Consider the following 14,252-nt stretch of genomic DNA (forward strand, 5'->3'; position numbering starts at 1 on the left):
CCGGACGGGAGGTCGCGCGCCGCCGTGCGCGCTGGGGAGGAGCCGAGGCTCAGTGTTCGGAGAAGTCCACGTCGCCGTCCTGACCCGCCCGGAGCGCGGACTTCGCGATCTCCAGCAACGGGTACGTGCCGGCGACGACACCGCGGTGCAGCGGCCGCACCTCGTAGCCGTCGTCGTGGGAGTGGATGGAGGCGAGCGCCCCCGTGGCCCCGAAGGCCACCCAGGTCTTGCCGGCGGTGCGCGGCAGCCGGGTCGTGTTCGTGGTCGTGCTGGTGGTCATCGACATCGTCGTCGCCTCTCCTCCCCGGGCGGTGTCGCCCGGACGTGCCGATGGTACGCCGACGCCCCGCGGCCGTACAGGCCGCGGGGCGTCAAGGGAGAACGGATCAGGCGGCGCGCACGTACTGCGCGAACGACTTCCGCACCTTGTTGACCTTGGGCACGGCGACCGCGTTGCAGTAGCCCTGGCCCGGGTTCTTCGCGAAGAAGTCCTGGTGGTAGTCCTCCGCGTCGTACCAGGTGCCGACCGGCTCGATGGTCGTGACGGCCGTGCCGTCCCACAGCTCGCCGGCCCGGGAGATCGCGTCGCGGAACAGGCGCTCCTGCTCGGCGTCCGCGGGGAACATGGCCGAGCGGTACTGGGTGCCGACGTCGGCGCCCTGGCGGTTGAGCTGGCGCGGGTCGTGCAGCGTGAAGAACACGTCGAGGATGACGTCCGCGGGGATGACCTCCTCGTCGAAGACCACCTTCACCGCCTCGGCGTGCCCGGTGGCGCCCGTGCACACGGCGTCGTAGGAGGGATGGGCGGTGTGACCGCCGATGTAGCCGGAGATGACGTCCTGGACGCCGTCGAGCGTGCGGTAGACCGCATCGAGGCACCAGAAGCAGCCGCCGGCGAGGATGAATGTCTGCATGAGAGATGAACCTACTTCCCGTCGTCGCGCACGAGGTCCGCGCGGGGCGACATGGGAGGGAACCGTCACCGGGCGCCGCCCATTCCTGCCGGTCGCGATGTCGGTGGTCCCCCGTAGCTTCGGGGACATCGAGACACCGCCGGGCCGGCGGCACGCGGACGGAGGACACCATGCCCAGCATCACCTACACCCCCCTGGCGCGCTCGGCGGCCCAGGTGCGCGAGCTGCACGACGGGCTGCTGCGCGTCACCCGGCCGGACGGCGCCGTGCTCGGCTACGTCGAGCGCATGCACGAGCCGCAGGGCGAGCGCTTCCGCGCCAAGCGCCTCCGACGGGACGCGCAGGGGTTCGTCCCCCTCGGCGACTTCTGGGCTCTGCAGGACGCGGTCGACTGCCTCCGGTTCTGAGTCGCGCCGCGGACGGCGCCCCGCGACGCGGCGACGCGCCCGCCCCGCCTCCCCGGTCGCAGCCGGAGCCCGGGGTACGGTCACCGCATGCAGTGGTGGAATGATCTCCTCGATGCCCTCGCGTCCGAGCGGGGCACTCAGCTCCTCTCCGGCGTCGTCGTCCCCTTCGTGGCCATCGTGGTGGCCGGCGTCCTCGCCGCGGTCATCGCGCGCGGGGCCACGCAGCGGATCCTCACGCGCCACGACCGCGAGGTGAAGGCGGCCGCCATCGGCGCGCTCGTCGACGCGGCGCGCCAGGCCTCCGTCTGGGACGGCCTCACCCCGCAGGAGCGCGTGCTCGCCGATCGCGCCGCCGGCGAGGCCGACATCCGCATCCGCCTCATGCCGGTCAAGGGCGCCGCGACGGCGGCCACGTGGGCGGCGCACGAGATCACCGAGTTCAAGCGCGGCAGCGGCAGCTTCGGGTTCCAGTTCGACACGCAGCTCGCCGAGTTCCGCGACCGCATCGTCGAGTGGCAGCACCACCCGGGTCGGGCCCGCAAGATCTTCCAGGGCGACATCGCGCGCTGGCAGTTCGAGGACGACTCCCCCGCCACGAAGGCGCCCGCCGCCCGCGCGTCGGAGGCCGCCCCGGCCGCCGCCCCCGTTCCGGAACCCTGGCGCCCCGGAGTCGACGACCGGACCGTCGCGGAGCGTCGCGTCGAGTCCCCGGACGAGCAGTACAGCCCTCCGGTGCCGTCGTCGGCCGCCGCCAACTCCCGCGCCGCGGAGGCCGAGCGCCGCTGACCCGGCCCCGTGCGACGACGCCCCGCATCCCCTCGAGGTGCGGGGCGTCGTCATGTCCGGGATGGCGCGGCGATCACCTCCACCAGTCGTCGAACATGGTCGCGGGGACGCGGCGCTTGTGCTCCGTGCTCACGTACCGCGCCTCGATCGCGTCGGCGACCTCGACGTCGACGTCGTGGCCCTCGAGGAAGTCGTCGATGTCGGCGTAGGTGAGGCCCAGGTTCGCCTCGTCCGTCTGCCCGGGCGTGTCGTCGAGGAGATCCGCGGTGGGGGCCTTCAGATAGAGCCGCTCGGGCGCGCCCAGGTGCTCGAGCAGGGCGCGGCCCTGGCGCTTGGTCAGGCCGGTGAGGGGCAGGACGTCGGCACCGCCGTCGCCGTACTTGGTGAAGAAGCCCGTGACCGCCTCGGCCGCGTGGTCCGTGCCGACGACGAGGAGGCGCGCCTGCCCGGCGAGGGCGTACTGGGCGACCATGCGCGAGCGCGCCTTGACGTTGCCCTTGGTGAAGTCGAGCATCCGGTGGCCCGCCGCGTCGGCGTACTCCGCCTCGAAGCCGTCCACCGCGCGCTTGATGTCGAAGACGACGCTCGCCTTCGGCTGGATGAACCGCAGCGCGAGCTGCGCGTCCTCCTCGTCGGCCTGGACGCCGTAGGGCAGCCGCACGGCGACGAAGTCGGCGCGCACGCCCTCGGCCGCCAGCTCCTCGACGGCCAGCTGGGCGAGCCGACCCGCGAGGGAGGAGTCCTGGCCGCCGCTGACGCCGAGGACGAAGCCCTCCGCGCCGGTCGACCGCAGGTAGGCCTTGAGGAAGTCGACGCGCTTCCGGACCTCGTCGGCGGGATCGATGGTGGGACGCACCTCGAGGGCGTCGATGATCTGTGACTGGATGTCGCGCATGCGCCCAAATCTACGGTGATCCGGCGGGCCGCGACAGCGCTGGTCCCCCCGGCGCGACTCGAACGCGCAACCGTCGGATTAGAAGGCCGATGCTCTATCCATTGAGCTACAGGGGGTCGTGACGAGGGTACTACGCGGGTCCCGCCGCTCCGGGGCCGCTGCCCGGCGTCGAGGCGGCTCCGTCGTCCAGCGCCCGCGCCACCGCCTGCAGCACCTGCGGCGCGGTCGGCACGCCCTCGGCGCGCAGGACCTGCCGGGCGCCGGCGAAGACGAGGATGGTCGGGGTCGAGCGGATCCGCTCCTCCTCCGCGCGGTCGGGGTGCGCCGCGACGTCGAGCTCCTCGACCGGGAGCCAGGGCAGCAGCCGATGCACCTCGGTGAGGACGCGGCGGGTGGCCTGGCACGGCACGCAGAACAGCGAGGAGTACATCACGACGCGGACGACGGACGCGCCCGTGTCCTCGGCGGAGGTCAGGACAGGAACGCGACGACGGCGGCCGCGATCGAGAGGGCCGCGAGGAGGAGCGACACCGACACCAGCACGAGGTGCACCGTGTAGAAGGGCGTGCGCGACCCGTCGGCGGCGCGAGCGCGCGGGTCCTTGGCGACGCGCTTCAGGAACTGCGGCCAGACGACGACGTTCCAGATGCCGTTGACGAGGAGGAGGACGGCGAGGAGGGTGATCACTCCCCCATGGTAGGCGGCGACGATGGTCCGTCCGGGGCCGCCGATAGGATCGGGGGATGGGCAACAACGCGGACCGGCTGGTGTGGATCGACTGCGAGATGACGGGGCTCGACCTCGCGATCGACGAGCTGGTGGAGGTCGCGGTCGTCGTCACCGACTTCGACCTCGTCCCCGTCGACGCGGGCTTCAGCATCGTCATCAACCCGGATCCCGCAGCCCTGGCGAACATGGGCGAGTTCGTCACCGACATGCACCGCTCCTCGGGGCTCCTCGAGGAGATTCCTGCGGGAGTCAGCCTCGCCGACGCCGAGTTCGCGGTGCTCGAGTACCTCCTGCAGCACGTCCCCAACGGCGGCAAGGCGCCCATCGCGGGCAACACGATCGGCACCGACCGCGCGTTCCTCGCCAAGTACATGCCGCGCGTGGACGCGCACCTGCACTACCGCAGCGTCGACGTCTCCTCCATCAAGGTGCTCGCCAAGGAGTGGTTCCCCCGGATCTACTTCAACTCCCCCGCCAAGAACGGCGGGCACCGCGCCCTCGCGGACATCCTCGAGTCCATCCGCGAGCTCGAGTACTACCGCCGCGCCGCCTTCGTGCCGGCGCCGGGACCGGCGACCGAGGACGTGCAGGCCATCTCCGCGGACGTGACGTCCGCGTGGGCTCCGCGGCTGTAGTATCCTCATTCATGGCCGTCCGCGAGAGCGGGATCGGCCGCATGGTGGGCGTAGCTCAGTTGGCAGAGCGCTGGCTTGTGGAGCCGGAAGTCGCGGGTTCGAGCCCCGTCGTCCACCCCACCGGGAAGGGCCGGGATCCGAGAGGGTCCCGGCCCTTTCGTCGTCTGGGCCCTTCCCTCGTCTGGGCCCTTCCGCCGTCCCCGTGCGGTCCAGCCGCGGCCCGCGGCGTGCGAGGCTGGCACCGTGCTGCACTGCGACCCCGAGGACTTCGAGCGACTGGTGGTCGACGAGCTCGACGCCCTGCCGGACGAGATGGTCGACGGCCTCGACAACGTCGTGTTCGTGGTGGAAGACCGGCCCGAGGACGGGTCCCTCGGCCTGCTCGGGCTCTACGACGGCGTCGCGATGACCGAGCGCGGGCAGTACGGGTTCGGCGAGATGCCGGATCGGATCGTCGTGTACCGGGAGCCCCACCTGCACGAGGTGGACGATCTCGAGGACCTCCGCGACCTGGTGCACGTGACGCTCGTGCACGAGATCGCCCACTTCCACGGCATCGACGACGACCGCCTGCACGAGCTGGGCTGGGCCTGACGCCGGACGCCGGACCTCTGACGCCGGACGCCGGACGCGCGACGGCCCCGGCCGCATCGCGCGGGCCGGGGCCGTCGGGATCGGCGCTCAGGCGCCGGCCGAGGTCCGGATCAGAGCTCGAGGGACTCGTCGTCGCCCTCGCCGAGGACGTCGTCGCTGCCGTCGGCCACGAACGAGTACGTCACGCGCTTCTCACCCGCGACCTCGGTCACCTCACCGGCGCGGTACTGGAAGAGGGCCTCCTTGCCCTCGACGGCGGACAGGGTGCTGATGGTCTCGTCGTGCCCGCCGTCCACGAGCACGCGCGTCTCGGTGGTGCCTTCGAGGGGGCCGTCGGCGAAGACGGCGAGGTAGCGGACGTCGGTGGGTGCGGAATCGGTCATGGCCTCAGGCTACCCGGGCGTCACGGCGGCGTCCGTCCGGACGACGACGTCGGCCAGGGCGCGCGGACCCTCCCGGGCGATGTGGTCGCGCCACTGGGCGTCCCAGCGCTCCCACTCGGCGGCGAAGGCCTCGCCGTCGCGCGCGATGGCGCGGGCCCGTCGGACGTCGTCGTCGGCCTCGACCCAGATGCGGTGCGTAGCCAGCGCCGCCGCGATCCGCGTGAGGGACCCGCAGCCCTCGACCACGAGCGGCCGGTCGGGGTCGAGGTCGTGCCACTCGGCGGGCGCGTCGGCCGCCCAGTCCCAGCGGCGCCACCGGGGGCGCCCGCCCGGCCGCATCTCCGGCAGGACGTGCCGCTCGAGGTGCCGTGACGCCCGCTCGAGACCGTCCCAGCCCGGGTAGACGTCGTCGAGGCGGAGCAGCTGCGCGCCCGGCGGGAGCTGCGCGGCCGGATCGCCGTCGCGGACGAGGGCGTCGGCGAGCGTCGACTTGCCGGATCCGCTCGGGCCGTCGACGAGGACCAGCGCGGGGCGCCGCTCCCCCGCGTCAGGCGGCAACGAAGTCCCACGTCCCGGCCGCGACGGCCGCGCCGACGGACACCGCGGCGACGAGCACAGCCACCACGACCACCAGGTGCTCGCGCCGACCGACGACGCTGGGGCGCGCCCAGGTCCGGGCGCCCGGTCCGCCGAAGCCGCGGGCCTCCATCGCGGTCGCGAGCTTGCTGCCGCGGCGGATGGAGAGGACCAGCAGCGCGAACGCCTGCCCCGCGAACCGACGCACGCGGCCCCGGTCGGCGACCCCGCGGGCCCGCCGGGCGAGCTCGAGCGAGCGCCAGTCGTCGAGCAGCAGCCCGACCAGGCGGACGCCCGCGAGGGCACCCAGGACGAACCGCGACGGGAGGCGCCACACCTGCGCGAGGCCGTCGGCGAGGTCGGTCGGGTCCACGTCCGAGAAGAGGATGAGCGACGCGATGCCGACCGCGAGCACGCGGAGCGTCGTCGCGAGGGCCAGCAGCACGGAACCCTCGCTCACCACCACGAGGAGGAACTGCGCGTAGACGTCTCCCGAGGTGCGCCCGTAGAGCAGGATCGTGAGGCCCGCGCCCGGGGCCGCGATCCAGATCGGGATGCCCCGGACGAGGAGGGACCGGACGCGGATCCCGGTGAGCGGGAGCAGCAGCAGCTCGAGCGCGAGCGCGGCACCGGCGGACACCACGTCGAGGCTGAGGACGAGCGCGAGGGTCAGGACGAGCGCGGCGGCGAGCCGGGCGACCGGGTTCACGGCGGCGAGGCCGGTCGCACGCGCGGCGGGCGCTGGCTCGCGGATCGCCGCGCTCACCGGACCACCCGGAGCCGCGCGGGTGCCGCGGCGGCGGGAGCCAGGCGGAGCACGTCGTCCGCGAGCGCCTCCACGAGGTCCTCGTCGTGCGTCACGGCGAGCACGCCGACGCCCTCGCGGTCGACGAGGTCGGCGAGCAGCGCGACGAGCTCCGCCCAGGTGCGGGCGTCCTGGCCGAAGGTCGGCTCGTCGAGGACGAGGAGGCGCGGGGCCGTCGCGAGCGCGGTGGCCACGGACAGCCGGCGCTTCTCGCCCCCGGACAGCGTGAAGGGGTTGGCCTGGGCGAGGCCGTCGAGCCGGAGGCGCACGAGGAGCTCGTCGACGCGTCGCGCGGACGTCGCCGGGTCGGCGCCGACGGCGCGGGGCCCCACCTCCAGCTCCGCGCGGACGGTCGCCGCGAGGAACTGGTGCTCCGGGTCCTGGAAGACGGTGCCGATGCGGGCGGCGAGCTCGCGCGAGCGCCAGGCGGACGGATCCGCGTCGAGGCCGTCCGCGAGCGGGCCCTCGGCGACCACCCGGCCGGAGACGGCGGGCAGGAGCCCGCCGAGCGTGAGCGCGAGCGTGCTCTTCCCGCCGCCGTTGGGTCCCGTGAGCGCCGCGACGCGTCCCGCGGACAGGGTCAGCGAGACATCCTCCGCCACGGCGACACCACGCCGTCGCCCCACCGCGAGGCCATCGGCCCGGAGCAGCGGGGAGGGCGCCGCCGGGGCGCGGACGGGCGCCGCCGGCTCCCGACCGGGGACCCACACGCCGGCCGCCGCGAGGGAGGCGCCCTGGTCGCGGAGCACGTCGTCGGGCGCGCCGTCGGCGAGGATCCCGCCGTCCGCCCCGAGGACGACCACCCGGTCGACCAGGTCCCGCCAGACGGCGACGCGGTGCTCGATGACCACGAGCGTCGTGCCCGTGGACGCGACCACGCGCTCCACCGCGCGGCGCACCTCGCCGACGCCCTCCGGATCGAGGTTGGCCGTGGGCTCGTCGAGGAGCAGGAGGCCGGGCCGCATGGCGAGGACGCCCGCGAGCGCGAGCCGCTGCTTCTGGCCGCCCGAGAGCGCGGTCGTCGACCGGTCGAGCTCGACGTCGAGGCCGACGGCGTCGAGGGCGTCGCGGACGCGGATCCAGATCTCGTCCCGCGGGACGCCCAGGTTCTCGCAGCCGAACGCGACGTCGTCGCCGACGCGGGAGAGGATCACCTGCGCGTCCGGGTCCTGCAGCACGAGGCCGGCACGACCACGCTGGCCGGCCGGATCCACGCCGTCGACGCGCAGCTCGCCCCGGCTCTCGCCCTCGTCGTCGCCCCCGAGGACGCCCGCGAGCGCATGCAGCAGCGTGGTCTTTCCCGCGCCGGATGCGCCGAGGAGCAGCACGCGCTCCCCCGGCTCGATGACGAGATCGACGTCGCGGACGGCCCAGGCGCTCCGGCCGGCGTGGCGCCAACCCCATCCGACGGCCTTGACGGCCGCACCGCCGCCGCCCGACCGCGACGCGGCGTCCGCGGGCCACCGGTCGGCGACAGGGGCGGCCGTCGAGCCGCGCCGGCCGGGTCGCCGCACGCTCAGACCCGGGCCGCGGTGTCGCGACCCGAGGCGAACCGCGACAGCGCGCCGGTGCGGGCGAGCGCCCGGGCGACCAGCCACGACAGCAGGCCGGCGATCACCGCGCCGGACACGAGCGCCGCGATCGTGTAGACGACGACGAAGACCGGCGAGGAGCCCGGGTAGTAGGTGATGAGGTCGGTCACGGCCATGCCGAGGCCCGCCCCCATGCCCGCGAGGACGGCGACGTAGGCGCGCCAGTTGGCGTAGAGGAAGACGAGGAGCACGAGCTCCGCGCCGAGGCCCTGCGTCAGGCCGGAGAGCAGCGTGCTCACGCCCCACACGTTGCCGACGAGCATGGAGACGAAGGCCGCCAGCAGCTCGCCGTACAGGGCGGCGCCGGGCTTGCGGATCACGATGCCGGTGAGGACGCCGGCGAACAGCCAGCCGCCTCCGGCGAGGGCCTGGAGCCCGGGCAGCAGCGGCTCGAACAGGCCGGCGACGGGCACCGACGCCGTGTTCCAGAGGACGAAGACGAGGCCGGAGGCGACGCCGAGGACGCTGGCCACGACGATGTCGATGACGCGCCAGCGGGCGCGGAGCCCCGAGCGGGGTGCGCGGGCGCCGGCGTCGCCGGGGAGCGCGGATGCGGTGGACGAGGGTGATGCGGTCATTGGACGTGCCCTTCGGATGAGTGTGAAGAGGGCACGGGTGCGAGATGGAAGCCTCCCTGCGCTGGCATGATCCAGATCAGGTTCTTACGGTCGAAGACTGGGTGTCTTCCTCTCAGCCCGGCTCACCGGACTCCCGTGTTCGAGGCGATCCTAGCGCGCGGTCGGGCGTCCGCCGCGCCCGGGATGCGCGGGCACCCCGGACGCACGGGAGCGCGGGCGCCCGAGGGCACCCGCGCTCCGCGGTGGTCGTGCGCGCCGGCCGGGCGCCCGTCGCTACCTGAGCGTCTTGATGAGCTTGACGAGGACCTTGCCCGAGATCCAGATGACGGGCGTGGCCACCGCGAGCAGCGCGATGACGTTCGGCTGGAAGCGCACCTCGCCGTCGGTGGCGATGTACGCGCCGATGGGCCAGGTGGCGCCGCCGCCCCCGCCGCCGCCCGCGACGTTGCCCTCGGAGTCGGGGAGGTCGCTGCCCCCGCCGAAGCCGTACCAGGCGAATGCCACGGGCACGATGGTCGAGCCGTCGATGTCGAGGGGGTCGCCGTAGACCGTCCCCACTCCGGCGTTCTTCACGTTCTCTGCGAGCTGTGCGACGAGGTTGGTCATGCGTCCCACCGTACCCCGCGAGCCCCGCCGGATGCCGGGCGATCCCGGTCCTCGCGGTAACCTCGCCCCTGGTGCGTCGTCGCGTCGCATCCGGCCTCCCCCGCCGCTGCGGCAGCTGCGGATCCACCGCCTGCCCCGCCCCCGACGGATCCGCGCCCGCGCGCGCGCCGCCGTGGGACGAGTCGACCCAACTGGAGGACCACTTGCACACCTGGCCCGGAAACCCGTACCCGCTCGGCGCGACCTTCGACGGGAGCGGCACGAACTTCGCGCTGTTCAGCGAGGTGGCCGAGCAGGTGCAGCTGTGCCTCATCGAGGAGGACGGCACCGAGACCCGCGTCGACGTCACCGAGGTCGACGCCCACGTCTGGCACTGCTACCTCCCGCACGTGCAGCCGGGCCAGCGCTACGGCTACCGGGTGACCGGTCCCTACGAGCCCGAGAACGGGCACCGCTCGAACCCCGCGAAGCTGCTGCTGGACCCCTACGCCAAGGCCACGTGCGGCGAGTTCGACTGGCACCCGTCCCTCTTCGCCTACGACTTCGGCGACCCGGCCAGCCGCAACGACGAGGACTCGGGCCCGCACATGATGCTCGGCGTCGTCGTGAACCCCTTCTTCGACTGGGACGGCGACCGCCTCCCCCGCACGCCCTACAGCGAGTCCGTCGTCTACGAGGCGCACGTGAAGGGCCTCACGCAGCTGCACCCGCGGATCCCCGAGGAGCTGCGCGGCACGTACGCGGGCATCGCGCACCCCGCCGTCATCGACCACCTGCAGCACCTCGGCGTCACCGCCATCGAGCTGATGCCCGTGCACCAGTTCGTGCAGGACAACACCCTGCTCGAGAAGGGCCTCCGCAACTACTGGGGCTACAACACCATCGGCTTCTTCGCGCCGCACAACGCGTACTCGTCCACGGGCGAGCTCGGCCAGCAGGTGCAGGAGTTCAAGTCCATGGTGCGGGCGCTGCACGCGGCCGGCATCGAGGTCATCCTCGACGTGGTCTACAACCACACGGCGGAGGGCAACCACCTCGGCCCGACGCTCTCGTTCAAGGGGATCGACAACCAGGCCTACTACCGGCTCATGGAGGACGACCCCACCTACTACATGGACTACACGGGCACGGGCAACTCGCTCAACGTGCGCCACCCGCACTCGCTCCAGCTGATCATGGACTCGCTGCGCTACTGGGTCACCGAGATGCACGTCGACGGCTTCCGCTTCGACCTCGCCTCCGCGCTCGCCCGCGAGTTCTACGACGTCGACAAGCTCGCCACCTTCTTCGAGCTCGTGCAGCAGGACCCGGTGGTGTCGCAGGTCAAGCTCATCGCCGAGCCGTGGGACGTGGGCCCCGGCGGCTACCAGGTGGGCAACTTCCCGCCGCAGTGGACCGAGTGGAACGGCAAGTACCGCGACACCGTGCGCGACTTCTGGCGCGGCGAGGCGTCGTCGCTCGGCGAGTTCGCGGCCCGGATCACCGGATCCGCCGACCTCTACGAGCACTCGGGCCGTCGCCCGGTGGCGTCGATCAACTTCATCACCGCGCACGACGGCTTCACCATCGCCGACCTCGTCTCCTACAACGAGAAGCACAACGAGGCGAACGGCGAGGACAACAAGGACGGCGAGAGCCACAACCGCTCCTGGAACATGGGCGTGGAGGGGCCGACGGACGACCCGGCGGTGCTCACGCTCCGCGGCCGGCAGCAGCGCAACATGCTCGCGACGATGATCCTGTCGCAGGGCGTGCCGATGATCCTGCACGGCGACGAGCTCGGCCGCACCCAGCAGGGCAACAACAACACGTACGCGCAGGACAACGAGATCAGCTGGGTGCACTGGGACCAGGCGGACCAGCCGCTGGCGGAGTTCACCGCCTCGGTGGTGCGCCTGCGCAAGGAGCACCCGACCTTCCGGCGCGGCCGCTTCTTCGACGGCCGGCCCGTGCGCCGCGGCGAGGGCGAACCGCTGCCCGACATCGTCTGGCTCGACGCCGACGCGACACCCATGGTGGACGACGACTGGGAGTCCGGCCTCCGGGCGATCGGCATGTTCCTCAACGGCAACGGGATCCGCGGGCGCGACCGCCGCGGCGAGGACATCTACGACACGCACTTCCTCCTCTACTTCAACGCCCACGACGAGCCCGTGTCGTTCACCCTCCCGTCGGACGAGTACGCGGACGCGTGGGAGACCGTGATCGACACCGCGGGCGTCGGAGCCGACTCGACGGCGCTCCGCGCGAGTAGCGTCGTGGACGTGGCGGCCAAGGCACTCGTGGTGCTGCGCGCCTACACGGAGCCCGAGGTGGAGCCCGACCACTCGGTCGCGGCGAGCCTCGCGGTCCTCACCCACGCGCAGGCCGACCGGCCCGCCGCAGACCCAAGGAGCGACATCAGTTGAGAACCCCCATCTCCACCTACCGGTTCCAGGTGCGGGAGTCCTTCGACCTCGCGGCCGTCGCGGCGCAGCTGCCGTACGTGAAGGACCTCGGCGCGGACTGGGTCTACCTCAGCCCGATCCTCACGGCGGAGCCCGGATCCGACCACGGCTACGACGTGGTCGACCACGCGCAGGTGGACCCGGCGCGGGGCGGGGCGGCGGGACTGAAGGCCGTCGCCGACCGCGCCCACGAGCTGGGGATGGGCGTGCTGGTGGACATCGTCCCGAACCACGTCGGCGTCGCCACCCCGGTGGAGAGCCTCTGGTGGTGGGACCTCCTGACCCACGGCACCGCGAGCCGCTACGCCGAGGCCTTCGACGTGGACTGGGACTTCGGGCGCGGCAAGGTGCGGATCCCCGTGCTCGGCGACGGCGAGTCCGAGCTCGACGAGCTGACGCTGGTCCGGGGCGACGACGGCACCGTCGAGCTGCGCTACTACGACCAGCGGTTCCCCGTCGCGCCCGGCACGGCCGAGGACGACGCGGACGCCCGCACGGTGCACGAGCGCCAGTCGTACGAGCTGATCAACTGGCGTCGCGCCGACGCCGAGCTCAACTACCGCCGCTTCTTCGCGGTGAACACGCTCGCGGGCATCCGCGTCGAGCTGCCTCGCGTGTTCGAGGAGTCGCACGCCGAGATCTCCCGCTGGTTCCGCGAGGGGCTCGCGGACGGCCTCCGGGTCGACCACCCGGACGGCCTGCTCGACCCGAAGGGCTACCTCGACGACCTGGCGCGGATCACGGACGGCGCGTACGTGCTCGTGGAGAAGATCCTCGAGCCCGGCGAGACGCTGCCCACCGACTGGGCCACCGCCGGGACCACCGGGTACGACGCGCTCGCCGAGATCGACCGCGTGCTCGTCGACCCCGACGGCCAGGTCGAGCTCGATCACCTCGAGGCGTCCCTCCGCGGCCTGCCCCAGGGTGAGCTCACGGACTGGGCCGACATGATCCGCGGCACCAAGCGCGGCATCGCCGACGGGATCCTCCGCAGCGAGGTGCTCCGCCTCGAGCGCCTCGTCGAGGACGCGCCCGCGGACGCCGCCGACGCGCTCGCCGAGCTGCTCGCCACCTTCCCCGTGTACCGCAGCTACCTCCCGGGCGGGCTCGCGCACCTCGAGGAGGCCGCCGAGGCCGCGCGTGCCAGCCGCCCCGACCTCGCCGCCACCATCGACGCGCTCATGCCGCAGCTGTCCGACCCGTCCACGCTCGTCGCGCAGCGCTTCCAGCAGACGAGCGGCATGGTCATGGCGAAGGGCGTCGAGGACACCGCGTTCTACCGCTACTCGCGGCTCGTCTCCCTCAACGAGGTCGGCGCCGACCCGTCGATCTTCGCCATCGACGTCGACGACTTCCACGCGCGCCAGCAGGAGCGCCAGCGCATCGCGCCGCACGCGATGACCACGCTGTCGACCCACGACACGAAGCGCGGCGAGGACGTGCGCGCGCGCATCGACGTGCTCTCCGAGACGCCCGAGGCGTGGCGCGACGCGCTCGAGCGGCTCCGCGAGGTCGCGCCCACCGGCGACGGCCCGTTCGAGAACCTGCTCTGGCAGACGCTCGTCGGCACCTGGCCCGCGTCGCGCGAGCGCCTGCACGCGTACGCCGAGAAGGCGTCGCGCGAGGCCGGCGACTCCACCACGTGGACCGCGCCCGACGAGGCGTTCGAGGAGCGCATGCACGCGCTCGTCGACGCGGCGTTCGACGACCCGCGCGCCCGCACCATCGTCGCCGGGCTCTACGACCGCCTCTCCGGCCCCGGCTGGTCGAACTCCCTGGCCGCCAAGGCCATCCAGCTGACGGCCCCCGGCATGCCCGACGTCTACCAGGGCAGCGAGCTGTGGGAGACGAGCCTGGTGGATCCCGACAACCGCCGCGAGGTCGACTTCGGCACGCGTCGCGCCGCCCTCGACGCCGTGCTCACGGGCGCCGAGCCCGCGATCGACGAGACGGGCGCCGCGAAGCTCCTCGTCACGGCGCGCGCGCTCCGCCTCCGCCGCGACCACCCGGAGCTGTTCACGGGCTACGACCCCCTGCACGCGGCGGGCGACGCCGCGGCGCACGTGATCGCCTTCGACCGCGGCGGCGCCATCACCGTGGCCACCCGCCTGCCCGTGGGGCTGGAGTCCGGCGGCGGATGGGGATCCACCACGATCACGCTGCCCGAGGGCGAGCTCGTCGACCACGTGAGCGGCCGCCGCCTCGACGGCGGACGCGTCTCCGTGGCCGCGCTCCTCGCCGACTACCCGGTCGCGATCCTCGCGCCCGCCTCCACCGCCGCCGACCTCACCCCCGGGAGCTGAGC

The 14,252-nt window shown here is 73.2% G+C and carries 17 protein-coding genes, 2 tRNA genes and 1 riboswitch; of the genes, 7 read left to right on the plus strand and 12 right to left on the minus strand.

Translation table 11 applies throughout. The features are described from left to right. Positions 1-49: 49 nt before the first annotated feature. Together PED38_RS06025 and msrA are read right to left on the minus strand one after the other, a co-directional pair. Positions 50-280: a hypothetical protein gene (locus tag PED38_RS06025; RefSeq protein WP_270980324.1), complete on the minus strand. Its 231-nt coding sequence runs from the start codon at positions 278-280 to the stop codon at positions 50-52. 106 nt (positions 281-386) lie between these two features. Then, on the minus strand, positions 387-914 hold the full coding sequence (msrA, locus tag PED38_RS06030) for a peptide-methionine (S)-S-oxide reductase MsrA (RefSeq protein WP_270980325.1): 528 nt from the start codon (positions 912-914) through the stop codon (positions 387-389). Between the two features lie 170 nt (positions 915-1,084). Here msrA and PED38_RS06035 point away from each other — a divergent pair, with 170 nt between their 5' ends. Both PED38_RS06035 and PED38_RS06040 read left to right on the plus strand, forming a co-directional pair. Next, complete coding sequence (locus PED38_RS06035; RefSeq protein WP_063072744.1) at positions 1,085-1,321, plus strand: hypothetical protein; 237 nt, start codon at positions 1,085-1,087, stop codon at positions 1,319-1,321. 87 nt (positions 1,322-1,408) lie between these two features. Beyond that, entirely contained in the window at positions 1,409-2,107 is a 699-nt protein-coding gene (locus PED38_RS06040) for a hypothetical protein (protein ID WP_270980326.1), read from the plus strand. A gap of 73 nt (positions 2,108-2,180) precedes the next feature. Here the strand turns inward: PED38_RS06040 and nadE are convergent, their stop codons facing one another. The 4 genes from nadE to PED38_RS06060 all read right to left on the minus strand — a co-directional run bounded on the left by nadE (position 2,181) and on the right by PED38_RS06060 (position 3,689). Further along, the gene (nadE, locus tag PED38_RS06045; protein WP_270980327.1) at positions 2,181-3,002 is read right to left on the minus strand and encodes an ammonia-dependent NAD(+) synthetase; all 822 of its coding nucleotides are present in this window, start codon (positions 3,000-3,002) and stop codon (positions 2,181-2,183) included. Positions 3,003-3,042: 40 nt separating this feature from the next. Beyond that, positions 3,043-3,118: transfer RNA gene (locus PED38_RS06050), tRNA-Arg, on the minus strand. Between the two features lie 14 nt (positions 3,119-3,132). Beyond that, positions 3,133-3,432 (minus strand): thioredoxin family protein, encoded by a 300-nt coding sequence (locus PED38_RS06055; protein ID WP_063072741.1) that lies wholly within the window; start codon positions 3,430-3,432, stop codon positions 3,133-3,135. A 41-nt stretch (positions 3,433-3,473) separates the two neighbouring features. Further along, positions 3,474-3,689, minus strand: a complete 216-nt coding sequence (locus tag PED38_RS06060; RefSeq protein WP_063072740.1) for an SCO4848 family membrane protein — start codon at positions 3,687-3,689, stop codon at positions 3,474-3,476. A 56-nt stretch (positions 3,690-3,745) separates the two neighbouring features. On the opposite strand from PED38_RS06060, the gene orn reads away from it, so the two are divergent. The 3 genes from orn (at position 3,746) to PED38_RS06075 (ending at position 4,960) form a co-directional block, all read left to right on the plus strand. Further along, positions 3,746-4,366, plus strand: coding sequence for an oligoribonuclease (gene orn, locus PED38_RS06065; RefSeq protein ID WP_063072739.1), 621 nt, complete (start codon positions 3,746-3,748; stop codon positions 4,364-4,366). Positions 4,367-4,410: 44 nt separating this feature from the next. Next, positions 4,411-4,486: transfer RNA gene (locus tag PED38_RS06070), tRNA-His, on the plus strand. A gap of 123 nt (positions 4,487-4,609) precedes the next feature. After that, the gene (locus tag PED38_RS06075; protein WP_063072738.1) at positions 4,610-4,960 is read left to right on the plus strand and encodes a metallopeptidase family protein; all 351 of its coding nucleotides are present in this window, start codon (positions 4,610-4,612) and stop codon (positions 4,958-4,960) included. Positions 4,961-5,070: 110 nt separating this feature from the next. Here PED38_RS06075 and PED38_RS06080 read toward each other — a convergent pair whose 3' ends face one another. From PED38_RS06080 to PED38_RS06105, 6 genes are all read right to left on the minus strand, one after another. After that, on the minus strand, positions 5,071-5,343 hold the full coding sequence (locus PED38_RS06080; protein WP_063072737.1) for a hypothetical protein: 273 nt from the start codon (positions 5,341-5,343) through the stop codon (positions 5,071-5,073). A 9-nt stretch (positions 5,344-5,352) separates the two neighbouring features. After that, complete coding sequence (locus tag PED38_RS06085) at positions 5,353-5,901, minus strand: AAA family ATPase (protein WP_063072736.1); 549 nt, start codon at positions 5,899-5,901, stop codon at positions 5,353-5,355. Further along, positions 5,891-6,685, minus strand: a complete 795-nt coding sequence (locus PED38_RS06090; protein WP_081235146.1) for an energy-coupling factor transporter transmembrane component T family protein — start codon at positions 6,683-6,685, stop codon at positions 5,891-5,893. Before PED38_RS06090 ends, PED38_RS06085 begins: the two co-directional genes overlap by 11 nt. Then, positions 6,682-8,238, minus strand: a complete 1,557-nt coding sequence (locus PED38_RS06095) for an ABC transporter ATP-binding protein (RefSeq protein WP_270980328.1) — start codon at positions 8,236-8,238, stop codon at positions 6,682-6,684. The genes PED38_RS06090 and PED38_RS06095 overlap by 4 nt, the downstream gene beginning before the upstream one ends. Positions 8,239-8,240: 2 nt before the next feature. Continuing rightward, entirely contained in the window at positions 8,241-8,894 is a 654-nt protein-coding gene (locus PED38_RS06100; RefSeq protein WP_270980329.1) for an ECF transporter S component, read from the minus strand. Between the two features lie 35 nt (positions 8,895-8,929). Continuing rightward, a riboswitch (TPP riboswitch) is annotated at positions 8,930-9,041 on the minus strand. Positions 9,042-9,167: 126 nt separating this feature from the next. Next, on the minus strand, positions 9,168-9,500 hold the full coding sequence (locus PED38_RS06105) for a hypothetical protein (RefSeq protein ID WP_063072733.1): 333 nt from the start codon (positions 9,498-9,500) through the stop codon (positions 9,168-9,170). 203 nt (positions 9,501-9,703) lie between these two features. Between PED38_RS06105 and glgX the strand changes: the two genes are divergently transcribed. Both glgX and treY read left to right on the plus strand, forming a co-directional pair. Next, positions 9,704-11,908 carry a glycogen debranching protein GlgX gene (gene glgX, locus PED38_RS06110; RefSeq protein ID WP_063072732.1) on the plus strand — a complete coding sequence of 735 codons (2,205 nt, stop codon included), beginning with the start codon at positions 9,704-9,706 and terminating at the stop codon, positions 11,906-11,908. Further along, positions 11,905-14,250, plus strand: coding sequence for a malto-oligosyltrehalose synthase (treY, locus tag PED38_RS06115; protein WP_270980330.1), 2,346 nt, complete (start codon positions 11,905-11,907; stop codon positions 14,248-14,250). Before glgX ends, treY begins: the two co-directional genes overlap by 4 nt. Positions 14,251-14,252: the final 2 nt, after the last annotated feature.

Source organism: Clavibacter sp. CT19, assembly GCF_027858075.1.
Taxonomy (GTDB): domain Bacteria; phylum Actinomycetota; class Actinomycetes; order Actinomycetales; family Microbacteriaceae; genus Clavibacter; species Clavibacter tessellarius_A.

Coding starts and splice junctions, on each gene's coding strand:
- PED38_RS06025 (WP_270980324.1), bottom strand. CDS start 280: ATGACCACCAGCACGACCACGAACACGACCCGGCTGCCGCGCACCGCC.
- msrA (WP_270980325.1), bottom strand. CDS start 914: ATGCAGACATTCATCCTCGCCGGCGGCTGCTTCTGGTGCCTCGATGCG.
- PED38_RS06035 (WP_063072744.1), top strand. CDS start 1,085: ATGCCCAGCATCACCTACACCCCCCTGGCGCGCTCGGCGGCCCAGGTG.
- PED38_RS06040 (WP_270980326.1), top strand. CDS start 1,409: ATGCAGTGGTGGAATGATCTCCTCGATGCCCTCGCGTCCGAGCGGGGC.
- nadE (WP_270980327.1), bottom strand. CDS start 3,002: ATGCGCGACATCCAGTCACAGATCATCGACGCCCTCGAGGTGCGTCCC.
- PED38_RS06055 (WP_063072741.1), bottom strand. CDS start 3,432: ATGTACTCCTCGCTGTTCTGCGTGCCGTGCCAGGCCACCCGCCGCGTC.
- orn (WP_063072739.1), top strand. CDS start 3,746: ATGGGCAACAACGCGGACCGGCTGGTGTGGATCGACTGCGAGATGACG.
- PED38_RS06080 (WP_063072737.1), bottom strand. CDS start 5,343: ATGACCGATTCCGCACCCACCGACGTCCGCTACCTCGCCGTCTTCGCC.
- PED38_RS06100 (WP_270980329.1), bottom strand. CDS start 8,894: ATGACCGCATCACCCTCGTCCACCGCATCCGCGCTCCCCGGCGACGCC.
- PED38_RS06105 (WP_063072733.1), bottom strand. CDS start 9,500: ATGACCAACCTCGTCGCACAGCTCGCAGAGAACGTGAAGAACGCCGGA.